Below are 23605 nucleotides of genomic sequence, written 5' to 3' on the forward strand. Positions count from 1 at the left end.
TTGTATGGATTTGACTGTAATTACCCGATGATCTGAAGTTCTTTCGGGAACTTGGTCAGAACTTCTACACCATCCGAGGTGACGACGACATCGTCTTCAATCCGGACTCCGGTAATATCCGGGTGATAGATTCCCGGTTCAATCGTGAAGACCATGCCTTCCTCGAGTTTCATTTCGTTCGAACCATGCAGGGAAGGGAATTCATGGACGGAAATTCCGAGCCCATGGCCAAGGCGGTGGGTAAAGTACTCGCCGTACCCGGCTTCAGTGATCACATCACGGGCCGTCTTGTCGAGATCCATCGCCCGTACACCCGGCTTCACTGCATCGACAGCAGCCTGCTCTGCTTGCTTCACGGTCTCATATATGTTCCGCATTTCTTCTGTAGGCTCCCCGAACGCCACTGTGCGTGTGATGTCCGAGCAGTAGCCTTCCCAGACAACACCAAGATCGAACAGGACAAAATCGCCCTTCTGTATTTTTCGCTCTCCTGGGGTGCCGTGAGGAGAAGCCGTCTTCTTGCCGCTCAGCACCATCGTATCGAATGACATATGCGATACGCCTTTTTTCTTCATTTCGAATTCAATGGCTGTCAGGATTTCCAGTTCGGTCTTGCCTTCAGCGATTTCCCGGCAGCCGACTTCAATGGCGTAGTCCGCGAGTTCTGCAGCTTTGCGGAGCTTCTCGAGTTCGGCTTGATCCTTGATGTTCCGCATGGCATTCAGTTTGCTGTCGAGCCCGGTGAACGCAGCTTCCGGATAAAGCTCCTTCAGGCGTTCATAGCGTTCAACATTCATGTGGGACTTCTCGATTGCGATGCGGGAAGGCGTGTTGCCGCGCTTGCGAATCGTCCGGTCTACGATCATCCACGCATCGTCGGTATCCTCATGCCCTACGGATTCACCCGTCCAACCCGCCGCCTTTACATCAGGCAGTTCCATTTTCGGGGCAATGATGAATGGCTCGGCATCGCGGAAAACCGCAACTGCCAGCAGCCGCTCATGTGGCTCGCTATTGAAGCCGGAAAGATAGAACACATTATCGGGAGTGGTGACCAATGCCACGTCAATTCCGTTCTCCTCCATGTACATCCTGATTTCCTGCAATTTATCCATTCCGAACACCAGCCTTTCTGAATGAATCCATCATAGCAAAAAGAAGGATTCGGCGCATTCCCTGTCGAAACATGCCCGGGAGCTGAACAGAGAAAGGGGAATCTTTTCATGAAAGTATCCTACCACGGCCATTCCGTCGTCAAAATCAGGACGGAGCGCCATACGATCCTGATCGACCCGTTCATTACCGGCAACGAATTGACCGACCTGGACGCAAACGAAGAAAATCCTGATGTCATCCTTCTCACTCACGGACATGGCGACCATGTGGGCGACACAGTCGAAATCGCCAAGCGCACAGGAGCACTTGTCGTCGCACCGAATGAGTTGGCCGTCTGGCTCGGCTGGCAAGGGGTAAACGTGCACCCGATGCATATCGGCGGCGCTTATGAATTTGAATTTGGCAAAGTGAAGTTCACTCAGGCGTTCCACGGATCTTCTTTCATCAAAGAAGACAGCCAGGAAATCATTTATACCGGCATGCCGGCAGGGATCCTCTTCACAGCGGAAGGAAAGACGGTCCACCACCTTGGGGACACCGGCCTGTTCTCCGACCTTGAACTTATCGGGAAGCGCCACCCGGCGGATATCGCCTTTGTGCCAATCGGTGATAACTTCACGATGGGGCCTGAGGACGCAGCTTATGCCGTCAGCCTTCTGAAGCCGAAGGTGGCGGTCCCGATTCACTACGACACGTTTCCGCCGATCAAGCAGGATCCGGAAGACTTCAGAAAACTGGTGGAAGGAACTGATGTGAGGGTCATGAAAGCGGGAGACTCCGTCGATCTCTGAATCTATCCACTGCGGGAGGCACATGCCTTCCGTTTTTGCTTTTTCCAACCGGACGAATTCGCATGATAGACCCTATATGCCCAAGGGTTCTTTTTGCTACTCAGGCACGTCCACTATGGTAAGATGGAATCATCAGAAGTTGGGAAAAGGTGACGACGTGGCGACAAAACATGAAAAAATCCTACAATACATCGAGAGCCTGCCGGTCGGCGACAAGATCTCCGTCCGCCAGGTCGCCAAGGAGATGAATGTCTCCGAAGGAACGGCCTATCGCGCCATCAAGGAAGCGGAAAACCGGAAACTCGTCAATACGATCGAACGGGTCGGCACGATCAGGATCGAACAGAAAAAAAAGGAGAACATCGAGCGGCTGACATTTGCGGAAGTGGTCAATATCGTCGACGGCCAGGTTCTGGGCGGCCGGAATGGTCTCCATAAAACACTGACGAAATTTGTAATCGGCGCCATGCAGATGGAAGACATGATGCGCTATACCGATCCCGGCAGCCTCCTGATCGTCGGAAACCGGCTCAAGGTGCATGGAAATGCGATCCGGGCAGGAGCGGCCGTCCTGATCACAGGTGGGTTTGACGCATCGGAAGAAGTGAAGAAACTGGCCGACGAGGTGGAACTTCCGATCATTTCGACCAGCTACGACACATTCACCGTGGCGACGATGATCAACCGGGCCATCTATGACCAGCTGATCGAGAAGGATATCCTCCTCGTAGAGGACATCATTGTTCCCATCAGCCAGACGGCAACGCTCGATTCAGGCGATCTTGTCTCCGATTTCCATGCGCGCAATAAAACGACCTCTCACGGAGCATTTCCAGTAACGAGCGGCAGCGGAAGGCTTGTCGGAATCGTCACGGCTAAAGACGTGATCGGAATGGACGGGGAAGTGCCGATCGATCGGGTCATGACGCCAAAACCGATCTCCGCCGGGATGAAAATGAGTGTTGCTTCGGCGGCCCACAGGATGATCTGGGAAGGGATTGACCTGATGCCGGTCGTTTCCACCGGAGACAGGCTGGAGGGAGTCATCAGCCGCCAGGACGTGCTGAAGGCCCTTCAGGTGGCCCAGCGCCAGCCGCACCAAGGGGATACGTTCGAAGACCTGGTGCGATCGCAGATGGAAGAGGACAAGGAAGCAGAGTCCACCTTGCTCTTCACAGTCACTCCGCGGATGACAAACCCCCTCGGCTCGCTTTCCCACGGGGCTCTGACGATCATGCTGTCTGAAGCGGCCGATCAGTTTTTGAAAAAGCGCAAGCGCGGGGAGAGCGTCATCGAGAGCATGTCCGTCTACTTCATGAAACACGTCCAGCTCGGTTCGCAGGTCCGGATCAGGCCGGAACTCCTGGACATGAGCCGGCACTTTGCCAAGATGGAGTTCACGGTGTACAGCGGTGAGACCATCGTCGGCAAGGCCATGATGATGCTCCAGGTATTTGAACGGTAAAAAAAGTGATGCACAATTTGTGCATCACTTTTCATTCAGGCGCCGCTCTTCTTCGAGGAAGCCGGCATAGTGAGTCCGGGCCTTTACGTTATAGACCAGGACATAGAGTCCGAGCAGGATAAAGGCTGCCGCTACAAGATACGTGATCATTCCGGAAAACAGGAACAGCTGGTTTACACCGAACAGCATGATGAATGCACCAAGTGCGGCCGAGGCGCTGCTTCGGTGATACTGCCGCTCAGCCTGAAGCGTGGTCCGGAACTGCTTCGTCTTGAAGTAAAGGTAGGCAACCGCAGAAAAAATGATCAGTGCGGTGAAAATCAGATTAAGCATCGAATCCCTCCGGTCAAGCAAAACTGTCCTCATTGTATCTCGAATTTTGCCGGATTGCGAAGGGAAAAGACCGGGCGATGGAGGGAATAGGGTTGAAACGACAAATCATTGACACAATTGAACGCTACGATACCATCATCATCCACCGCCATGTCAGGCCGGATCCGGATGCCTACGGATCCCAGCTTGGGCTGAAAACGCTGATCCTGGACAATTATCCGGGCAAGCGGGTGTTTGCGGCCGGCGACCACGATTTCTCGCTGGATTATCTCGGGAACCCGGACGAAGTGACCGGGCCGCTCTACGAGGGAGCACTCGTCATTGTGACCGACACTGCAAACACCGGCAGAATTGACGGGAGCCACTACGGAAAAGGAGCCGAGCTCATCAAGATCGACCACCATCCGGATGATGACAGGTACGGCACTATGAGGTGGGTGGAGCCGGAGGCCAGCGCGACCAGCGAGCTGATCTATCGGCTGTTCAAGGAGGGGGAGCAGTCAAGCGGCTGGCGGATGAGCGTAGAGGCCGCCCGGCTGCTATACGCGGGAATTATCGGTGATACAGGTCGGTTTCTGCATCCGTCCGCCGGCCCCGGAACATTTCGGGCTGCGGCAGAGCTTGTTGCACACGGTTTCGACCGGCCATCCCTTCACAACGCGATGTACGAAATGGATGCCCCCCTCCTCAGGCTCAACGGATACATCCTCCAAAATCTCAGAGTGGATCGTGGGGTCGGTGTGGTGAAAATCACTTCGGAGACTATGAAGGAGTTTGGCGTCACCGCTTCTGACACGGCAAAGCTCGTCGGGGTACCTGGCGCAGTCAAGGGTCTGATCGCGTGGGTTTTCCAGGTCGAAGAAGAAGACCAGATCCGCCTCCGCTTCCGTTCCAAGGGTCCGGTCGTCAACGAACTGGCAAGACGATTTGGCGGTGGCGGCCATGCGCTTGCAGCCGGCGCATCCGCCGCGGACTGGGCGGAAGCCGAGCGCGCTGCGCAGGCACTCCGTGAATTGTGCAATAAATGACAGGGGGGGATCGGGATGAATATCGCATATGCGCAGATCATGACATCTGATGATCCGCTGCAAAGCATCATCCGGCCCGACATGCTCCCGGAAGCGCTTCAAACGCGGGGAGCCGTCGCAGCGGCGATCGTCAATACGAAACTGTACGGCATCCTGCCGTTTGCCAGGGCGGTGAAATCCGCCGGCATCCGGCCCGTCATCGGACTCACCGTGCAGATCGAGACGGAGGCCGGCGCTTTGCCGGCCTTTATCTATGCGAAGGACGACGGAGGCTATCAAAATCTGCTCAAGATGAGCAGTGCGCTGTCCGTCAAGGACCGCGGAACGCTTCCCCTGTCCTGGCTGAAGGCCTATAGCAGGGGTTGCCTGCTTGTTGCTGATCCCGCAGCGATGCCGGATGGGGACCCGGCAGTGGCGATGAAGACCGTACTTGAGGCCGGAGGCCCAGACAGGATGTTCATCGGTATTTCCCGGCCGGGCGGCCTGAGGCATGCTGATGAAGAAACTTGGACACATTTTGCGGAACAGGAGGGCCTGACCATATGTGCGACGGCCGTTGCCCGTTACTTGAACAGGGACGACGCCTTTGCATACCGGGTAGCCCGTCTGATCGATGAGGGAGGAAAGCTTTCGGAAAATGACCTCGCTGACCTTCCGGAAGCTGATCTGCCGATGCCGGATGAATTGTCGGCCAGGTTCTCCGATCATCCGGAATGGCTGGAAGCAACTGCAGATCTTCTGTTGTCCTGCAGCAACACGATACCCCATGCGGAGCGCCTCATGCCCCGTTACCCGCTTGGCGAAGGGGAGACCGCGGACGGACGTCTGCGCGCGGATTGCCTGGAAGGGTTGAGAAAGCGGCTCGGTTCAGTTCCGGACCGGTATGCATCCCGTCTGGACCATGAGCTGGATGTCATTTCTTCGATGGGGTACTCGGATTACTTTCTCATCACCGCGGATTTCATCGCTTATGCAGCCTCGAAAGGAATTCTGACAGGACCGGGCCGCGGATCATCGGCCGGGTCGCTGGTCGCCTGCGCGCTAGGGATCACGGATGTGGACCCGATCGCCTACGGCCTCATTTTCGAGCGTTTTCTTAACCCGGAACGGGTCAGCATGCCGGATATCGATGTGGATTTTGCCGATCACCGCAGGCATGAGGTGATTGAATACGTAGCAGAAAAATATGGACAGGACTACGTGGCGCAGATTATCACGTTCGGGACATTGTCCGCACGGGCTGCCGCCAGGAGCACGGCACGTGTATTCGGATTCCCCGAAGCAGAGCAGAGGGAAATCTCCAAAATGATTCCCGGACGGCCTGGGATGACACTCGCTAAAGCGGCGGCACCCGGAACTTCTCTGGCGCGCTGGGTGGAAGCCGCGCCGAACAGGCAGAAGTGGCTGAGCGCGGCGCTCGCCCTTGAAGGTATCCCTAGAAACGCGTCCACCCACGCAGCGGGGGTTGTCCTTTCGCCGGTTCCGCTGGTGGATGCGGTACCGTTGACGAGCGGTTCTGAAGGGATCTATCTGACCCAATGGCCGATGAAGGAAGTGGAGGAACGCGGTCTTCTGAAAATGGATTTTCTTGGGTTGAGGAACCTGACGCTCCTTGATCGGATCCGGTCCATGATCCGGTATGACCGCAATGTTTATCTGGACTTCGGGAAAATCCCGCTGGATGATCCCGCCACGATCCGGCTGTTCCAGGCAGGGGATATGACCGGGGTCTTCCAGTTCGAGTCGCAGGGCATGCGGGATACGCTAAGAAATCTGAAACCGGAACGGTTCCGCGACATCTATGCCATCAACGCGCTTTACAGGCCGGGACCGATGGACAATATCCCGGTGTTTGAACGGCGGATGCACGGGAGTGAACGGGTCCCGTCAATCCACCCTGACATCGACCCGATTCTGGAGGAAACCTACGGCATCATCGTCTACCAGGAGCAGATCATGCAGATCGCTGTACAGATGGCCGGTTTCACGATGGGTGAGGCGGACATACTCCGTCGGGCCGTCAGCAAGAAAAAGAGGGAAGTACTGGAGCGGGAGAGGGAGCACTTTGTACGGGGGGCAGAATCCCGCGGGTACGACCGGGGGTCTGCCGTGAAGGTCTACGACTACATCGTCAGGTTCGCTGATTACGGCTTTCCGAAAAGCCACGCCGTCGCCTATTCGCTGATTTCGTTCCGTCTGGCGTACCTGAAGGCTCATGAGCCGGCATATTTCTATGCGGCACTGCTTTCGCAGTCGGCAGGTGATGCGGACCGTGTTTCCAGGCTGGTCAGCGAGATCCGCATGAAGGGCATCCGCATCCTGCCGCCATCCGTTAAAAAGAGCGGTTATGCCTGCAGGGTGGAGGACGGAGCCATCCGCTACGGGCTCTCCGGCATCAAGGGAGTTCCCGCGCCGTTCATCAGAAAATTGCTGGAGGCCAGAAAACAATCCGCTCCGTGGGAGGATCTGTTCGACATGGCGGTCGCCCTGTCCGGTGCCCATTTCACTCGGGCTGCGGCCGAGCCGCTTGCACGGTCGGGGGCGATGGATGATTTTCACCCGGACCGGGCCGTCCTGCTTGCTTCGATCGGAGCAGCCGAAACCTATGCGAACCTCGTCCGGCCGTCTGAGGAAGATGACCTGTTCGGCGGCGATGCGGCATCATTCGGACGACAGAAGTATTCCGAAGCCGGGACGCTGCCTGAAGCCTTGAAGCTTCAGTACGAACGCGACGCGCTCGGCTTCTATATATCTGAACACCCCGCTGCAAGGCTAAAAGCTGGCAGCAACGGGTCATTTGCAGACGTGGCCGCAATCGGCGGCGGAAGCGGCCGGGTACGGGTGGCCGGCATCATCACTGATATCAAGCGTATCCGTACGAAAAAAGGCGAGGCCATGGCGTTTTTCAGGCTTCAGGATGACACGGGAGAAATCGAGTGCACCCTGTTCCCGAAAGAATACGCAGCCTTCAACCGCCTGCTCGTGGAAGAAGCCGGAATCCGGCTGTCCGGACAGGCAGAAATGCGCAACAGCCGGCTGCAGCTGATCGTGAAGAATATTGAAGGATAATCTCCAATGGCTGTCAGGCAAAGAAAACAACATCAAAACCAGGTCCGTAGGCACACAACCGGATCTGGTTTTTCAGGTGGGGAAATTAATTTTTTGAGAATTCATCGGATTTCCGCTGAGGGCCCTCGCTTGGACTGTACAGATACTCTGTGCAGTTTTTTCTTTACTCGTTTTTCCGATTCCGTTATGCTGTATGGGTATGAGTGGTCAGACCACTTTCAATTAAATGGGAAGACAAGGAGCGCGACATGACCGAAACAAAACCGTCCCGCAAGATGTTTCTTGAAGTGGTGCAGGAATTACGCACACTCATCAGGAATGAAAACATTCGGGCAGGAGATAAACTTCCTTCCGAGCGGGTGCTTGCAGAGCGGCTCAGAACCGGACGGTCGACAATCCGGGAAGCCCTGCGGAGCCTGGAACTGCTCGGGCTGATCGAGTCAAGACAGGGAGAAGGAACATTCCTGTCCGACTTCCGCAAACATCAGCTCGTCGAAGTGCTCGCTGCATTCATCCTGCAGGAACCGAAGTCGCTTGAGGACGTCAGCGCAACAATGCGGATCCATGAAAAGGAAGCGGTCCGTGTCTCATCCGGCCATGCGGAAATCCGCAAACTGCCGCTCTGGGACAGTCTTATCTCAGCAGTGGAATCAGATGAGCCCTATCTGCGGGAAGACATTGTGCGGGAAGTGCTGATTGCATCCGGCAACCGCCTGTCCCTGAAAATCTGGCATCTGCTGTATCAGTATGCCGGGAAGCCCTATACGGGAGAGGCAGAGGCAGATGAACGCACTGAAATCGCGGAAATGCTCCGGCTGATCCGGAGCGGCGAGACTGAAACAGCAATTGAGGCCTATGACAGATGGACCGATATTGTACACGCTCAAAGGGGGAATACCGATGGCGATCATCCGAGAGATGTTCAAGAAAAATAAGAAACGGTACATGACCGTCCCTTCCGAGGCGGCAAAGGATATGCCGGAAGGACTCATGACGAAATGTCCGGAATGCAAGTCCATCGTCCTGACGAAGGATTTAATGAAATGTGATAAAGTCTGTCCCGATTGCGGACACCATTATAAAATGACTGCATACGAACGGGTGGACTGCCTGTTTGATGAGGACACGTTCATTCCGATGGATGAGGGGATGAAAACCGTCAACCCGCTCGGTTTCCCTTCGTATGAAGAGAAAGTGAACTCGGATGCGGAGAAGACCGGCCTGAACGAAGCCGTGCTCACGGGCATCGGTGAAATCGACGGCCAGCGCACCGCCGTGGCAATCATGGATTCTCATTTCCGGATGGGATCGATGGGTTCGGTCGTCGGGGAGAAAATCACCCGTGCAATCGAAAAGGCAACAGAAGAAAAAATTCCATTCATCATTTTCACGGCAAGCGGAGGGGCAAGGATGCAGGAAGGCGTCCTGTCACTCATGCAGATGGCCAAGACAAGCGTTGCGCTTTCCCGTCATGCCGACCGCGGCCTCCTTTTCATATCGGTCATGACACATCCGACCACAGGAGGAGTGTCTGCAAGCTTCGCTTCTGTCGGAGACATCAACCTGGCCGAACCAAAAGCGCTGATCGGGTTTGCAGGGCGCCGGGTCATCGAGCAGACCGTACGGGAGAAACTGCCTGAAGATTTCCAGACAGCCGAGTTTTTGCTGGAACACGGACAGCTGGATGCCGTCGTCCACCGTTCAGAAATGAAAAAGACACTTTCCACACTGATCCGATTCCATACGAAGGAGGCACGCTAAGATGGTGAAGCCGCTGCCTTTTGAAGAGCCGGTTGTCCGGCTAAAGGATAAAATTGAGGAACTGAAGAACATTACCGATGATGCGCACGTCGATATGACAGATGAAATCCGCAGTCTGGAGGAACGCCTGCAGAAGCTGGAAGCCGACATCTACGGAAATATGACTGCCTGGGACCGCGTCCAGGTGGCGCGTCATTCAGAGCGTCCTACCACCCTTGACTATATCGCTTACCTGTTCGAGGACTTTATCGAACTGCACGGTGACCGTGCATACGGTGATGACGCTGCCATTGTCGGCGGCATTGCTTCGTTCGGGGGCACGCCGGTGACCGTCATCGGACATCAGCGCGGCAAGGACACCAAAGAGAATATCCGCAGAAACTTCGGGATGCCGCATCCGGAAGGTTACCGGAAGGCGCTGCGCCTGATGAAGCAGGCGGAAAAATTCGGACGTCCGATCATCTGCTTTATCGATACGAAAGGGGCTTATCCGGGCAAGGCCGCCGAAGAGCGAGGCCAGAGCGAGGCCATTGCCCGCAACCTGGTCGAGATGGCCGGACTCCGGGTCCCGGTCATCAGCATCGTGATCGGAGAAGGCGGAAGCGGAGGAGCGCTCGGGCTCGGTGTGGCAAACCATATCCACATGCTGGAGAACTCGACATATTCCGTAATTTCGCCGGAAGGCGCCGCCTCGATTTTATGGAAAGACGCAGCCCTTGCACAGCAGGCCGCGGAAGCCATGAAAATCACCGCTGCGGACCTGAAAGAGATGGATATCATTGATGAAGTCGTTCCCGAAGTGACGGGAGGCGCGCACCGTGACGCCGCCGGTCAGGCAGAGGCGATCCGGGAAGCGATCCGTTCTTCGATGGATAAGCTTTGCCCGATGAAAACAGATGAGATTATCGAAGACCGGTACCGTAAATTCCGCAATATCGGGGTATACAAAGAAGGCGAGAACTAAAGATTGACCGGGAGGTTGCCCGTATGAAGAAAATAGCGGTTCTGACAAGCGGCGGGGATGCCCCGGGCATGAACGCCGCCATCCGGGCGGTGGTCCGGAAAGGAATTTATGAAGATCTTGACGTCTTCGGGGTCTATAACGGATATCAGGGACTGATCGAAGGAAAAATCGAGCGGCTTGATGCGGGTTCTGTCGGGGATATCATACAAAAGGGCGGTACCATGCTTCATTCATCCCGCTGTCCCGAATTCAAGACACCGGAAGGCCGGGCGGAAGGTGTCCGGCAACTGCGTGAACGGGGAATCGAAGGGCTGATCGTCATTGGCGGCGACGGTTCCTACCGCGGGGCCCAGGCCCTGTCGGAAGCAGGATTCCCATGCGTAGGCGTGCCGGGAACGATCGACAATGACATCAATGGCACGGATTATACACTCGGCTTCGACACAGCGCTCAATACCGTGATTGACGCCATTGACAAAATCCGCGATACTGCCACTTCCCATGAGCGGACGTTCATCATTGAAGTGATGGGGCGTGATGCGGGGGACCTGGCACTGTGGGCAGGAGTTGCCGGCGGTGCCGAGTCGATCCTGATTCCGGAAAGGCCCCATGATATCGATGAAATCGTCACGAGGCTCAAGCAGGGGACCGAGCGCGGCAAAAAGCACAGCATCCTGATCGTTGCAGAGGGCGTCATGTCCGGCCAGGACCTCGCGGTGAAGCTGAAGGAAACCGCGGGAATCGAAACCCGCGTCTCCGTCCTTGGCCATATCCAGCGGGGCGGCAGCCCGACCGGCCGTGATCGCGTCCTCGCCTCGAAATTCGGTGCAAGGGCCGTTGAGGTTCTTCTTGAAGGCCGTGCGGGGGTCGCCGTTGGCATGCGAAACCACGCAGTGATAGACTATCCTTTAACGGAAGTATTCAGCAGAAGGGAAGGCATGGAAGACGGCCTGTATGAACTTTCGAAAGAACTATCGATTTAAAGGATTGGGGCGAACGATGTGAGGAAGACAAAAATCGTATGTACGATCGGACCGGCGAGTGAATCGCCTGAGATGCTGGAGCAATTGATCGGCGCAGGCATGAACGTGGCGCGGCTCAACTTTTCCCACGGTGACCATGAAGAGCACCAGGCGAGAATCGGCAATATCCGCGCAGCTGCCGAGAAGATGAACCGGGTTGTAGGTATCCTGTTGGACACGAAGGGCCCGGAAATCCGCACCCATAAGATGGAGGGCGGAGCGGTTGAATTGGAGAACGGTCAGGAGATCGACATCATGATGGCCGAAGTGCTCGGCAACGCAGAGCGGTTCTCGGTCACTTATGAAAAGCTTGCAGAAGACGTGCACGCCGGTTCGACAATCCTGCTGGATGACGGCCTGATCGAGCTGGAAGTCAGGGAAACAGATCCCGAAGCAGGCAGGATCCGGACGGTCATCAGGAATGCGGGGACACTGAAGGACAAAAAAGGTGTCAACGTTCCGGGTGTGTCCGTGCAGCTTCCGGGTATTACGGAAAAAGATGCATTTGATATCCTCTTCGGCATCAAAAACGGAGTGGACTTTATCGCTGCGTCGTTTGTCCGCCGTGCGTCCGATGTGATGGAAATCCGGAAATTGCTTGAGGAGAACGGTGCAGGCCATGTCCAGATCATTCCAAAGATCGAGAACCGTGAAGGTGTCGACAACCTGGACTCCATTCTTGAGGTATCCGACGGGCTGATGGTCGCCCGCGGCGATCTCGGAGTGGAGATTCCGGCAGAGGAAGTACCGATTGTCCAGAAGCGGATGATCGAAAAGTGCAATCAGGCCGGCAAGCCGGTAATCACTGCCACACAGATGCTCGACTCGATGCAGCGCAACCCCCGCCCGACACGGGCAGAGGCGAGCGATGTGGCAAATGCCATCCTGGACGGCTCTGATGCAATCATGCTGTCGGGTGAGACAGCTGCCGGCCAGTATCCGGCAGAGTCCGTCCGTACGATGGACAGGATCGCCAAGACGGCGGAAGCAGCCGTGGATTACCGATCCGTCATCTCAACCCGCCGACGCGAGAAGGAAGGCAACATGACGGATGCGATCGGACAGGCCGCCGCCTACACGGCTGTCAACCTGAATGTCAAAGCCGTCATCGCGCCGACCGAGAGCGGCCAGACCGCCAAGATGATCGCAAAGTACCGTCCGGGCTGCCCGATCATCGCAGTGACGGCTTCAGACGAATGTTCGCGCAGGCTGACACTCGTCTGGGGCGTTTATCCGATCGTCGGGGAGCGCGTGAAATCGATCGACGCCATCTTGGAGACGTCTGTCGAGGAAAGCATCAAACATAAATATGTCACCCACGGGGATGTCGTCATCATCACGGCGGGTGTCCCTGTCGGTGAAGCCGGCACAACAAACCTGATGAAGATCCACGTGATCGGTGATCTGCTGGCGAAAGGGCAGGGCATCGGCAAGGCGGTCGCATTTGGACAGGCCGCCGTCGTCCGGAATGCAGAAGAAGCGCTTGCCCGCGACATGAAGGGAAAGATCCTTGTCACTTACGGTACGGATCGTGACATGATGCCGGCAATCGAGCAGTGCGCCGGCATGGTCGTCCAGGAAGGCGGTCTGACAAGCCATGCGGCGGTTGTCGGCCTGAATGTGGGAATTCCGGTCATCATCGGCGTGAAAAATGCCATGACCGAAATCGAAGATGGGCAGGATCTGACGATCGACGCAGAAGCCGGCGTAGTCTACAATGGCCGAGCATCCGTGCTATAATTTAATTAAGAACTCAAGACGCCCTGGCCGGAACGGCAGGGCGTCTTTCGAAAGGATTTTGCATTTTGAAATGGCTGTTCCTTTTATTTATCGTTGTCCCGACAACCGAATTGGCGGTTCTTCTTTACGCGGGAAGCCATATCGGAGTATTTGAAACGATCCTTCTGATCCTCCTGACTGCCGCTGCCGGATCCTACTTGGCAAAGCGTGAGGGGCTGCGGGCTTGGAAGGATATCCGTAAGCAGGCGGCAGAAGGGTATCCCCCGGGCGATGCCGCCATGGACGGACTGTTTGTTTTGGCCGGTGGTCTCCTGCTCCTGTTCCCGGGCTTCATTACGGATGTGGCCGGCTTGTTCCTCCTGATCCCGGGAGTAAGGAAAATACTGAAACCGGTTCTCTACAGGCAGATCCGTAAAAAGATGAAAAAAGGCAGCGTGGTCATTATCCGCTGAATGCGGGCATCTTTCTGATGCGTGCCGCAACAAACAGCAGAATCGGACTTAACACGATACCGGCCAGTCCGAACAAGAGAATTGAGGCTGCTGTAATGAAGAACGTGTGGGATGGCCTGAGCTGGAATGTCGCCGCCCACATCCGAGATTCTGCAATCTGCCTGGTCAGCATGACAAAGACGTAGAGTACGATGAGCGCGGCGCCGAGAAGAGGGTTGCCGCTGATCAGGTAGTAGGCAGCCATCGGAATCAGGAAAATCCCGATGCCGAGAAACGGCAGGCTGTCCGCCAGGGCGATCAGAAAAGCCCGGCCGACCGGCGAGCCGAAACCGAGTGCCGCAAGGCCGATGCTCAGGATGGCGAATGTCAGCAGAATCAGCCTGAGCTCTACGAAGAGGAATGTTCCGAAGAGGCTGCCGCCTTCAAGGAACATTCCTCTTGCTTTTTTCCTGGCGGCCGCAGGGAGGGCGGCCAGGAACCAGAAGCGGTCCCTCGCAGACTCGTATAAGGCAAAGTAAAATGCAAGCAGGAAAAGGATAAAAGAGAACACTTGACCAAATGCAGATTGGATCATGCCGGCCGAGGAATCAATCAGATTATCGCCGGCCGCGGACACGGCTGTTTCTGCATAGGCCAGCCAGCCGGAAGCGACCGGATGGTCAAAGTGTATGGAGGAAAGCGCGGCGCGTATTGCCGGAAGGGCCAGAATGATCTGCTGGAGTGCGAAAAGCAGCGCAAAAGCCGCAGATGCCAGAATCAGAAGTTCTGCAAGAAGAGCGGCCGCAGGGAGCGGAATGCGGAGCCGTTGTTTCATGAACGAGACAGCCGGTGAAGCGATATAACCCGCCAGTACAGCCAGTGAAAGCTGGGGCAGGAAAAAACAGAGGGCTGCCCCGGCAGCGATCGGGCCGTAAGTTTTCACCCCTTTTTGGAATCTGATGCCGGTTTTCACCTTTTCACGCTCCTGTTTTCAGCCGGTTTTTTTAATGCTTCGTCCTTCTTTTAGCTTGTTCTGCCCAAGCATAAAAGAAAATCATGCATTTCCATTCACAAAAATGTAAGAAATGATTATAATGTTCTTGTAAGCGTTTAACAGATGGTACAAGCTTCATATGGCCAAAACCCGGTTTTTTTTATGCCCGGGCAAAGGCATTATAGGAAAAAAGGAGAGATTGATATGACTGCAACACGCGGACTTGAAGGAGTAGTGGCTGCCGAGTCTTCCATCAGCTCCATCATCGACGATACACTTACATACGTCGGTTATGACATTGATGATCTCGCGAATCATGCAAGTTTTGAAGAAGTCGTTTATCTTCTTTGGCACAAGCGCCTGCCTAAAGCGGACGAGCTGTCGGAACTGAAGCAGCAGCTTGCCGACAATATGGCAGTGCCTCAGGAGGTGCTTGACCACTTCAAGACTTATCCGATCGAAAGCGTACACCCGATGGCAGCACTCCGCACAGCGGTTTCGCTCTTGGGATTGTATGATGAGAAAGCGGAATACATGTCCGACGAAGCCAACTATGAAAAAGCCATCAAACTCCAGGCCAAAGTTGCGACGATCGTGACTGCATTTTCCCGCATCCGCAAAGGCGACGAGCCGGTTGCGCCGAAGAAGGAACTCAGCTACGCTGCGAACTTCCTTTATATGCTGAACGGCAAGGAGCCTGAAGCGCTCGAAGAAGAAGCGTTCAACAAGGCGCTTGTCCTCCACGCAGACCATGAGCTGAATGCCTCCACATTCACTGCACGCGTATGTGTCGCTACTCTTTCCGACATCTACTCCGGTGTGACAGCGGCAATCGGCGCACTTAAGGGACCTCTCCACGGCGGCGCCAACGAGCAGGTCATGAAGATGCTCACCGAAATCGGGTCTCCGGAAAACGTCGAATCCTATATCCAGGAAAAGCTGGACAACAAGGAAAAGATCATGGGCTTCGGCCACCGTGTCTACCGCAAGGGCGACCCGCGTGCAAAGCACCTGCGTGAAATGTCCGAGAAGCTGACGGGCCTTACAGGACAGGAAGACCTCTACAAGATGTCGGTCCAGATCGAAGAGCTTGTGACAGGACAGAAGAATCTGCCTCCGAACGTCGACTTCTATTCGGCATCGGTCTACCATTCGCTCGGCATCGATCACGACCTCTTCACGCCGATCTTCGCGGTGTCCCGCATGTCCGGCTGGATCGCACATATCCTTGAACAGTATGCGAATAACCGCCTGATCCGTCCGCGTGCAGAATACGTGGGCCCAGGCATGCAATCCTACGTTCCTGTAAATGAACGCTAATTGTATGTGAAATAGTGTACAATGTTAGGGACGGCAACCGCCGTCCCCTACTTGTGAACAAAGATAGAATCAGGAGGAATTCAACAATGGCAAACGGTGAAAAGATCACAGTATCCAACGGCAACCTGAATGTACCTGATGCACCCGTCATTCCATTCATCATCGGTGACGGTACAGGCCCTGACATCTGGAATGCAGCTTCCCGCGTCCTCGAGGCAGCGGTTGAGAAAGCATATGACGGCAAAAAGCAGATCGTCTGGAAAGAAGTTCTCGCTGGCGAGAAGGCGTTCAACGAAACAGGGAACTGGCTTCCTGACGAAACCCTCAAAACGATCGACGAGTACCTTATCGCGATCAAAGGGCCTCTGACGACTCCAATCGGCGGCGGCTTCCGCTCCCTGAACGTGGCACTGCGCCAGGAACTCGACCTGTACGCATGCGTGCGCCCTGTCCGTTACTTCGAAGGGGTTCCTTCTCCGGTCAAGCACCCTGAACATACGGATATGGTCATCTTCCGTGAAAACACAGAAGATATCTATGCGGGCATTGAATACCAGAAGGGCACGGATGAAGTAAACAAGGTCATCGACTTCCTTCAGAACGAAATGGGCGTCAAAAACATCCGTTTCCCTGAAACTTCCGGTATCGGCATCAAGCCGGTTTCTGAAGAAGGCACGAAGCGCCTCGTCCGCTCCGCGATCGAGTATGCGCTCAAGGAAGGCCGCAAGTCGGTCACGCTCGTCCACAAGGGCAACATCATGAAGTTCACGGAAGGCGCGTTCAAGAACTGGGGCTACGAAGTGGCTGAGCAGGAGTTCGGCGACAAGGTCTTCACTTGGAACGAATATGACAAGATCAAGGAAGAAAAGGGTACGGATGCTGCGAACAAAGCACAATCCGACGCTGAAGCTGCCGGCAAGCTGATCATCAAAGATGCCATTGCCGACATCTTCCTACAGCAGATCCTGACACGCCCGAAAGAGTTCGACGTCGTTGCGACGATGAACCTGAACGGCGACTACATCTCCGACGCGCTTGCCGCACAAGTCGGCGGCATCGGAATCGCACCTGGCGCGAACATCAACTATGTGACGGGCCACGCGATCTTCGAAGCGACACACGGCACGGCACCGAAGTATGCGGGCCTCGACAAGGTCAACCCATCCTCGGTTCTGCTGTCCGGCGTCATGATGCTCGAGCACCTCGGCTGGAACGAAGCAGCCAACCTCATCACGGCTTCCATCGAGAAGACGATTGCATCGAAAGTCGTCACTTACGACTTTGCACGCCTGATGGATGGCGCTACGGAAGTCAAGGCTTCCGAGTTTGCAGACGAACTGATCAAGAACCTGTAATCGGCAAGGCATTTTCTGCCGAATATCGGGAATACGAAAGGGAGGAGCCCAGGCTCCTCCCTTTTTCATGCAAAAATCTTCCACTGCAAAGGAGAGAGCGCAATGTCCATCAAGCGAAAGAAAATCTCGGTGATCGGTTCAGGTTTCACAGGCGCCACCACGGCATTCCTGATTGCGCAGAAAGAACTTGGTGACGTGGTCCTGGTCGATATACCGGACATGGAGAATCCGACCCGGGGGAAAGCACTCGATATGGCTGAATCCGCACCGGTATTGGGCTTCGATGCAAAAGTCACCGGCACTTCCGACTACCGGGACACGGAAAACTCAGATTTGGTCATCATCACGGCAGGTATGGCCCGGAAACCCGGAATGAGCCGCGACGACCTTGTCAAGACAAATCAGAAAATCATGAAAGCCGTCACATCTGAAATAGCCCGATATTCTCCTGATACTATCATTCTTGTTCTGACGAACCCGGTGGACGCCATGACCTACACGGTATTCCGGGAAAGCGGCTTCCCGAAGGAACGGGTCATCGGACAGTCCGGAGTGCTGGATACGGCCCGTTTTCGCACATTTGTCGCAGATGAGCTGAATCTTTCGGTCAAGGATGTCACGGGGTTTGTCCTTGGCGGGCACGGTGACGATATGGTCCCGCTTGTCCGTTACTCCTATGCGGGCGGCATCCCTATTCAAACACTCCTTCCGCAGGAACGGATCGGTGAAATCGTTGAACGAACCCGGAAAGGGGGGGCGGAGATCGTCAATCTGCTCGGCAACGGATCTGCCTACTATGCACCTGCCGCATCACTTGCAGAAATGGCAGAAGCAATCCTGAAAGACCAGAAGCGTGTGCTTCCGTCAATCGCCTATCTGGAAGGCGAGTACGGGATGGACGGCCTTTATATCGGCGTGCCCACAGTACTCGGGGCGGGCGGCATCGAGAGAATCATCGAGCTGGAACTGACGGAAGAAGAAAAGAAGAGTTTCGGGAAATCCGCAGAATCCGTCAGAAATGTGATGAATGTCCTGGAATGATGCGAATCGCCGTTAGGGTAAATATGATGAAAGTCTCAACACGGGGGCAATGCAAAGGACATGAAATCCTGTCTTTATGCAATGCCCCTTCTTTCTTGCTGAGATAGCCCGCTGTTTTAGCCGTACATGCTATAATAAGAATATTAAAAGTAAGCAGAGCGGCGGAATATTTCGGTCATCTGCATACTACACCGCCAAAGGAGAGATTGAATTGCTATTCAACCGGCGCCGTGTCCGGATCCGTCCGGCAGAAGAGCTGACCGAAGGGGAGTCCCTGAAGATCGTCGAAAAGATGGATGACCGGGATCTGCTCCTGTATCTGGGTCTTACCAATGACAGCAACCCGCTATATATCCAGCATGACTTCACGGCTGCGGCAGGCTATGAAAGGCCCGTGGTGCCGGTTGTGATGCTGACGGGGATTGTCAGTTCGGCTGTGTCGAAGCATCTTCCCGGTCCCGGTTCACGGGTACTGGAACAACGCTTCAGCTTTCCGGAAGCCGCCTGGCACGGATCCACGGTGACCTTCGATCTGACAATCGGCAACGTGGATCTGCTTTCCCGAACCGTGCTGATCCGTGTACATGCGGCAGACGAGGAAAATCGCACGGTAATGACCGGAGAGCTGGTGGCCGGAATGGCTTTGGTTGCCGGAGAAAGTACCGAAATTTCTGCGCTTGGTGCGCCTGATGGAGGCATGGATAAACGTGAAACGAATTCTGGTCGTGGATGATGAACGTCCGATTTTGACATTGCTTGAATACAACCTGAAACAGGCGGGCTACGAAGTAATTACCGCTGCGGACGGAGAGGAAGGTCTGCAAAAGGCAGAGGCGGAAGGTCCGGACCTGATTGTCCTGGACCTGATGCTGCCTAAACTGGATGGAATGGATGTTTGCCGTACACTCCGCCAGAGAGGTGTGGACACCCCGATCATCATGCTCACGGCAAAGTCGGATGAATTGGAGAAGATCCTCGGACTGGAGCTTGGAGCCGACGACTATATGACGAAGCCGTTCAGTCCCAGGGAAGTCGTGGCGCGGATCAAGGCGGTTCTGCGCAGATCGGACCAGAGGGGCACTGCCCAGACGGCAGACGAAGAACAGGCGGAATCGGTCTTCGAGGTTGGCCCGCTCAAGGTCTATCCTGAACGTTTCGAGGCATATAAAGACGGAAACGCTCTTGAATTCACTCCGAAGGAATTTGAATTGCTCGTTCATCTGATTTCAAACCGCAATCGCGTCATGTCCCGGGACCAACTTCTTAGTGCGGTCTGGAATTATGACTTTGCAGGTGACACGAGAATCGTTGACGTACATATCAGCCACCTTCGTGACAAGATTGAAGAAAACACGAGACGTCCGGTCTTCATCAAGACGATCCGGGGGACCGGTTACAAGTTCGAGGGTCCTCAGGAAGGATGAAATCGCTCCAGAGGAGACTGTTTCTGGCATTCATTCTCATCATGGCCATTACTTTGGCAGGCCTTGCCATCGTCCTGGGCCAAACCTTTCCTGTCCTGCAGGATCAGGAAAGCAGGACTGAGGCAGAGGCGATTGCAGGTCACCTGGATGAGATGGGAATCGAGATGGACATCGGACAGCGGAAAGAACTGGGTCAGAGAATGGCCGCAGATGAAACAGGGGTGGCTCCGACACGATTTCTCCGACTGCTCGTCATCACTTTCGCCATTGCGTTCATCGTAACCGTCATTGTGTTTCACCGTCTGACAGAACGATATATCCGCCCGATAGACCTGGTGGCGGATACGACCATTGAACTGGCAAAGGGCAATTATTCCGCAAGGGCGGGATGGACGGCACCCGGAATCCAGATTGGACTGGTCACCGCGGTCAATGCACTTGCCCGGAATCTTCAGGAGATGGATTCCATGCGGGAAACAGAAGCGGAGCGGCTGGAAACCCTGATTGCCAATATGGGCAGCGGATTGCTCATGATCGGGAGAAATTCCGAGATTTCCATGGCCAATACATTCTTCCTCAATCAGATCGGACTGAAAGAGGACCGGCTGATCGGCAGTCCATACAAGGCTGCCAGGCTTCCGGATGCACTTGTCACGTTAATCGATACGGTATCCGTCAGGGAAAAGCCGGTTACTGAACAGATTGATATCGAAACGGACAAGGGAAGCCACACGATGGCGGTTTATTCTGCACCTGTTATTGATAAACACGGCGGGTGGCTCGGCATAGTGGTCGTCATGCATGACATTTCAGAGCTGATCCGCCTGGAGCGGATCAGGAAAGACTTTGTCGCCAATGTTTCCCATGAACTCAGGACACCGGTCACATCGATCAGAGGTTTTTCGGAGACCCTCATGGATGGAGCCATCCATGATCAAGAAGCGGCGATGCAGTTTCTGGATATCATCCATAATGAGAGCGGAAGGCTTGAGATGCTGATTGAGGATCTTCTGGACCTGTCGAAAATCGAGAAAGAAGGTTATACCATCAGGCTGCAGACGGTCAGGGTGGAGGATGTGATCGGACGATCCATCAGTTCCGTTTCCGGCAGGCTGAAAAACCGGGAGATGACCATCCGTTCCGTCTGCCCGCCAGATCTGTTTGTCATGGCCGACCCGGAGCGTCTCGTCCAAGTGTTGGTCAATCTCCTTTCGAATGCCGTCAGTTATTCAAAGCCCGGGACGCACATCAAGGTTACGGCAACAGAATCTGCCGGCATGGCGTCCATATCCGTTGCTGACCAAGGCATCGGTATCCCTGCAGAGGAGCTTCCGAGGCTGTTCGAGCGCTTTTACAGGGTTGACCGGGCCAGGAGCCGTGATTCCGGCGGTACCGGACTGGGACTTTCCATCGTGAAGCATATTATGGAGCTTCACAACGGCACGATCTCTGTGGAGAGTGAGCCCGGCAAAGGCTCAACCTTCACTATTAACATTCCACTGAGTCATCAATGACCCTTCCCCCGTCCCGCTTTGGCTTACAGATAAGCGGGACGGGGGTTTTTGTGTGCTTTATTTGGCGGGAAACCGAAAATGATGAAACCGCACGGTGCTGATTCCCGTATAGGAACTATACATAGACTAATACAAAGGAGAATCCGACATGAGCGTTAAGCGCATATTGACGATTGCTGGAATGGCTGTGGCCGGAGTCATTCTCATCGTCCTTGCATTCACGACTTGGTATACAGTGGATGAAGGAGAACAGGCTATCATCATCACGTTCGGCAAGGCGGATGAAACGGTCACCGAGTCGGGACTGAAGTTCAAGCTGCCATGGCCGGTCCAACGGGTGGAGAAACTGTCCAAAGAAACCTTCAGTACGACATTCGGCTATAACCAGGACGAGGATGGAAATCTTATCTCCTATGACAAGGAGACCAAGATGATCACAGGAGACGAATATATCGTCCTTGCCGATCTGGTCGTCCAGTGGAAAATCACAGAGCCCGTCAAATACCTGTTCAATGCCGAAGATCCGAGGGAACTTTTGCACGATGCCACTGCAGCATCAATCCGGTCGATTATCGGTTCCTCACCGATTGACGACGCACTTACAGACGGAAAGGCTGAAATTGAGGCGGAAACGAGGGATCTGCTCGGTACACTCATCGACAAGTATGATATCGGGATTTCCATCCAGGGAGTGAAGCTCCAGGATGTTGAACTGCCGAATGAGGAAGTCCGATCCGCTTTCACCGCGGTCACCGATGCCCGGGAGACGAAGAGTACGAAGATCAACCAGGCAAAGAAATATGAGAACCAGAAAAAGAATGAGGCCACGGGTGAGCGGGATGCCATACTTTCCAGGGCACAAGGGGATAAGACTTCCCGGATCGAGCAGGCCCATGGTGATGTGGCCGTGTTCAACAAGCTTTATGATGAATATCGCGACAACCAGGAAATCACAAGGGAACGGCTGGTTCTTGAAACTCTTGAGCAAGTGCTCCCCGGCGCTAAAATTTATATCATGAATGACGGGGAAGGGACCGTGAAGTATCTGCCGATCCAGCCGCCTCAGCCGGCAGCACCTCCAAGTTCAGACGAAAGTACCGAGCAGGGAGGAGGCGAAAACAATGGCCAATAATGATAACAATCCATTCAAGAGCATCGAAGAGAAGTTCCTCGAACGCCAGCGCCAGGAACAGGCACGCAAAAACTCTGGCGATAAAAGCAAGCTCACCTCTTTTGGGAAAAAGCGGGCCAGGAAGCCGAAGGGTCCCTCGGAACCCAAGCCGCCTGCCGACCTGCGCAAGTTCATCAAGCCGGCCATTGTGCTCACGGCCATATTCGCTGTGCTGCTCATCCTTCTTGCGAATGTGTATGTAGTAAAGGAAAACGAATACCGCGTTGTCCGCCAATTTGGTGAGATTGTCCGCATCGATTCCGACCCGGGAGTCAAGTTCAAAGTGCCGTTTCTCCAGAGTGTGACCATGCTGCCGAAAAACCAGATGGCCTATAACGTTTCCGAAGCGGAAATCACGACCAAGGACAAAAAACGCATGATCATCGACAACTATGCGGTATGGCGCATCACCGATCCGAAAATGATGATCAACAACGCAAGGAACATCGTCAATGCCGAGGCGCGGATGGAAGAATACATTTATTCAGTCGTCCGCTCCGAACTCGGACAGCTGGACTACACGAGCATCGTCAACGACGAAGATTCCTCTCGCGGCAACCTGAACGACAAAGTCACCGAACGGGTGAACGAACTGCTGGAAGCCGGTAATTTTGGGATTGCGGTGACCGATGTACGGATGAAGCGGATCGATCTTCCTCCGGAGAATGAACAATCCATCTATACCCGGATGATTTCCGAGCGCGAATCGACCGCCCAAACGTACCTGTCTGAAGGGGACGCGGAAAAGCGGCGCATCGAGGCCGAAACTGACCGGGAAGTTCAGGAGCTCCTGGCCGAGGCGAAAAAACAGGCTGAAGTGATCCGTGCGGAAGGCGAGGCTGAAGCGGCCCGCATCTACAACCAATCCTTCTCGAAAGATCCTGATTTTTATGAGCTCTACCGGACACTGGAATCGTACAAGAAAACGATCGGCGAAGAAACGATGATTGTCATCCCGTCCGATTCCCCATATGCCAGAATCCTTTCCGGATTCACCGAATAAGCGCCATCACGTCGTTTCAGCTCCATCCTGCCCCTGTGGTAAGATGGAGGGAGACGACGTTTT

At 54.7% G+C, this 23605-nt stretch carries 21 protein-coding genes; 18 read left to right on the forward strand and 3 right to left on the reverse strand.

Annotated elements, in window-relative coordinates; all coding sequences use genetic code 11:
- Nucleotides 1–20: 20 nt before the first annotated feature.
- Entirely contained in the window at nucleotides 21–1115 is a 1095-nt protein-coding gene (locus DZC51_RS15580) for a M24 family metallopeptidase (protein ID WP_157297403.1), read from the reverse strand.
- A 108-nt stretch (nucleotides 1116–1223) separates the two neighbouring features.
- On the opposite strand from DZC51_RS15580, the gene DZC51_RS15585 reads away from it, so the two are divergent.
- On the forward strand, nucleotides 1224–1907 hold the full coding sequence (locus DZC51_RS15585; protein ID WP_157297404.1) for a metal-dependent hydrolase: 684 nt from the start codon (nucleotides 1224–1226) through the stop codon (nucleotides 1905–1907).
- A 157-nt stretch (nucleotides 1908–2064) separates the two neighbouring features.
- The gene (locus tag DZC51_RS15590; RefSeq protein WP_157297405.1) at nucleotides 2065–3372 is read left to right on the forward strand and encodes a DRTGG domain-containing protein; all 1308 of its coding nucleotides are present in this window, start codon (nucleotides 2065–2067) and stop codon (nucleotides 3370–3372) included.
- A 24-nt stretch (nucleotides 3373–3396) separates the two neighbouring features.
- On the opposite strand, the gene DZC51_RS15595 is transcribed toward DZC51_RS15590, so the two are convergent.
- Nucleotides 3397–3705: a YtpI family protein gene (locus tag DZC51_RS15595; RefSeq protein WP_157297406.1), complete on the reverse strand. Its 309-nt coding sequence runs from the start codon at nucleotides 3703–3705 to the stop codon at nucleotides 3397–3399.
- A 92-nt stretch (nucleotides 3706–3797) separates the two neighbouring features.
- Between DZC51_RS15595 and DZC51_RS15600 the strand changes: the two genes are divergently transcribed.
- From DZC51_RS15600 to DZC51_RS15635, 8 genes are all read left to right on the forward strand, one after another.
- Nucleotides 3798–4733 carry a DHH family phosphoesterase gene (locus DZC51_RS15600; protein ID WP_157297407.1) on the forward strand — a complete coding sequence of 312 codons (936 nt, stop codon included), beginning with the start codon at nucleotides 3798–3800 and terminating at the stop codon, nucleotides 4731–4733.
- Between the two features lie 15 nt (nucleotides 4734–4748).
- Nucleotides 4749–7802: a DNA polymerase III subunit alpha gene (locus tag DZC51_RS15605; RefSeq protein WP_157297408.1), complete on the forward strand. Its 3054-nt coding sequence runs from the start codon at nucleotides 4749–4751 to the stop codon at nucleotides 7800–7802.
- A gap of 248 nt (nucleotides 7803–8050) precedes the next feature.
- Nucleotides 8051–8737, forward strand: coding sequence for a FadR/GntR family transcriptional regulator (locus DZC51_RS15610; RefSeq protein ID WP_157297409.1), 687 nt, complete (start codon nucleotides 8051–8053; stop codon nucleotides 8735–8737).
- On the forward strand, nucleotides 8703–9563 hold the full coding sequence (gene accD / locus DZC51_RS15615) for an acetyl-CoA carboxylase, carboxyltransferase subunit beta (RefSeq protein WP_157297410.1): 861 nt from the start codon (nucleotides 8703–8705) through the stop codon (nucleotides 9561–9563). Before DZC51_RS15610 ends, accD begins: the two co-directional genes overlap by 35 nt.
- A 1-nt stretch (nucleotide 9564) precedes the next feature.
- On the forward strand, nucleotides 9565–10527 hold the full coding sequence (locus tag DZC51_RS15620) for an acetyl-CoA carboxylase carboxyltransferase subunit alpha (RefSeq protein ID WP_157297411.1): 963 nt from the start codon (nucleotides 9565–9567) through the stop codon (nucleotides 10525–10527).
- 23 nt (nucleotides 10528–10550) lie between these two features.
- The gene (gene pfkA / locus DZC51_RS15625) at nucleotides 10551–11510 is read left to right on the forward strand and encodes a 6-phosphofructokinase (RefSeq protein WP_157297412.1); all 960 of its coding nucleotides are present in this window, start codon (nucleotides 10551–10553) and stop codon (nucleotides 11508–11510) included.
- 18 nt (nucleotides 11511–11528) lie between these two features.
- The gene (gene pyk, locus DZC51_RS15630; RefSeq protein WP_157297413.1) at nucleotides 11529–13289 is read left to right on the forward strand and encodes a pyruvate kinase; all 1761 of its coding nucleotides are present in this window, start codon (nucleotides 11529–11531) and stop codon (nucleotides 13287–13289) included.
- Nucleotides 13290–13354: 65 nt separating this feature from the next.
- Complete coding sequence (locus DZC51_RS15635) at nucleotides 13355–13741, forward strand: FxsA family protein (protein WP_157297414.1); 387 nt, start codon at nucleotides 13355–13357, stop codon at nucleotides 13739–13741.
- Here DZC51_RS15635 and DZC51_RS15640 read toward each other — a convergent pair.
- Nucleotides 13731–14693, reverse strand: a complete 963-nt coding sequence (locus DZC51_RS15640) for an AI-2E family transporter (protein WP_157297415.1) — start codon at nucleotides 14691–14693, stop codon at nucleotides 13731–13733. The genes DZC51_RS15635 and DZC51_RS15640 overlap by 11 nt on opposite strands.
- Before the next feature lie 225 nt (nucleotides 14694–14918).
- On the opposite strand from DZC51_RS15640, the gene citZ reads away from it, so the two are divergent.
- The 8 genes from citZ to hflC all read left to right on the forward strand — a co-directional run bounded on the left by citZ (nucleotide 14919) and on the right by hflC (nucleotide 23542).
- On the forward strand, nucleotides 14919–16034 hold the full coding sequence (citZ, locus tag DZC51_RS15645) for a citrate synthase (RefSeq protein ID WP_157297416.1): 1116 nt from the start codon (nucleotides 14919–14921) through the stop codon (nucleotides 16032–16034).
- Nucleotides 16035–16120: 86 nt separating this feature from the next.
- On the forward strand, nucleotides 16121–17389 hold the full coding sequence (gene icd, locus DZC51_RS15650) for an NADP-dependent isocitrate dehydrogenase (RefSeq protein ID WP_157297417.1): 1269 nt from the start codon (nucleotides 16121–16123) through the stop codon (nucleotides 17387–17389).
- Between the two features lie 102 nt (nucleotides 17390–17491).
- The gene (mdh, locus tag DZC51_RS15655; RefSeq protein WP_157297418.1) at nucleotides 17492–18430 is read left to right on the forward strand and encodes a malate dehydrogenase; all 939 of its coding nucleotides are present in this window, start codon (nucleotides 17492–17494) and stop codon (nucleotides 18428–18430) included.
- Between the two features lie 211 nt (nucleotides 18431–18641).
- Entirely contained in the window at nucleotides 18642–19163 is a 522-nt protein-coding gene (locus DZC51_RS15660; protein ID WP_157297419.1) for a MaoC/PaaZ C-terminal domain-containing protein, read from the forward strand.
- A complete protein-coding gene (locus DZC51_RS15665) occupies nucleotides 19120–19854 on the forward strand; it encodes a response regulator transcription factor (RefSeq protein ID WP_304504518.1) in 735 nt (244 codons plus the stop codon). The genes DZC51_RS15660 and DZC51_RS15665 overlap by 44 nt, the downstream gene beginning before the upstream one ends.
- A gap of 200 nt (nucleotides 19855–20054) precedes the next feature.
- Entirely contained in the window at nucleotides 20055–21368 is a 1314-nt protein-coding gene (pnpS, locus tag DZC51_RS15670; protein ID WP_370513707.1) for a two-component system histidine kinase PnpS, read from the forward strand.
- Between the two features lie 148 nt (nucleotides 21369–21516).
- Entirely contained in the window at nucleotides 21517–22500 is a 984-nt protein-coding gene (hflK, locus tag DZC51_RS15675) for an FtsH protease activity modulator HflK (RefSeq protein WP_157297421.1), read from the forward strand.
- Entirely contained in the window at nucleotides 22490–23542 is a 1053-nt protein-coding gene (gene hflC / locus DZC51_RS15680; protein WP_157297422.1) for a protease modulator HflC, read from the forward strand. Before hflK ends, hflC begins: the two co-directional genes overlap by 11 nt.
- Nucleotides 23543–23605 lie beyond the last annotated feature (63 nt).

The organism is Bhargavaea sp. CC-171006, from assembly GCF_009761675.1.
In the GTDB taxonomy this organism is placed as follows: domain Bacteria; phylum Bacillota; class Bacilli; order Bacillales_A; family Planococcaceae; genus Bhargavaea; species Bhargavaea changchunensis.

Bases quoted from the DNA above. Each gene is read 5' to 3' on its own strand.
- DZC51_RS15620 (WP_157297411.1), top strand. From the start codon at position 9,565: ATGGTGAAGCCGCTGCCTTTTGAAGAGCCGGTTGTCCGGCTAAAGGAT.
- pfkA (WP_157297412.1), top strand. From the start codon at position 10,551: ATGAAGAAAATAGCGGTTCTGACAAGCGGCGGGGATGCCCCGGGCATG.
- icd (WP_157297417.1), top strand. From the start codon at position 16,121: ATGGCAAACGGTGAAAAGATCACAGTATCCAACGGCAACCTGAATGTA.
- citZ (WP_157297416.1), top strand. From the start codon at position 14,919: ATGACTGCAACACGCGGACTTGAAGGAGTAGTGGCTGCCGAGTCTTCC.
- mdh (WP_157297418.1), top strand. From the start codon at position 17,492: ATGTCCATCAAGCGAAAGAAAATCTCGGTGATCGGTTCAGGTTTCACA.
- accD (WP_157297410.1), top strand. From the start codon at position 8,703: ATGGCGATCATCCGAGAGATGTTCAAGAAAAATAAGAAACGGTACATG.
- DZC51_RS15665 (WP_304504518.1), top strand. From the start codon at position 19,120: ATGGAGGCATGGATAAACGTGAAACGAATTCTGGTCGTGGATGATGAA.
- DZC51_RS15580 (WP_157297403.1), bottom strand. From the start codon at position 1,115: ATGGATAAATTGCAGGAAATCAGGATGTACATGGAGGAGAACGGAATT.
- hflK (WP_157297421.1), top strand. From the start codon at position 21,517: ATGAGCGTTAAGCGCATATTGACGATTGCTGGAATGGCTGTGGCCGGA.
- DZC51_RS15610 (WP_157297409.1), top strand. From the start codon at position 8,051: ATGACCGAAACAAAACCGTCCCGCAAGATGTTTCTTGAAGTGGTGCAG.
- DZC51_RS15585 (WP_157297404.1), top strand. From the start codon at position 1,224: ATGAAAGTATCCTACCACGGCCATTCCGTCGTCAAAATCAGGACGGAG.
- DZC51_RS15605 (WP_157297408.1), top strand. From the start codon at position 4,749: ATGAATATCGCATATGCGCAGATCATGACATCTGATGATCCGCTGCAA.
- DZC51_RS15595 (WP_157297406.1), bottom strand. From the start codon at position 3,705: ATGCTTAATCTGATTTTCACCGCACTGATCATTTTTTCTGCGGTTGCC.
- hflC (WP_157297422.1), top strand. From the start codon at position 22,490: ATGGCCAATAATGATAACAATCCATTCAAGAGCATCGAAGAGAAGTTC.
- pnpS (WP_370513707.1), top strand. From the start codon at position 20,055: ATGGCCGCAGATGAAACAGGGGTGGCTCCGACACGATTTCTCCGACTG.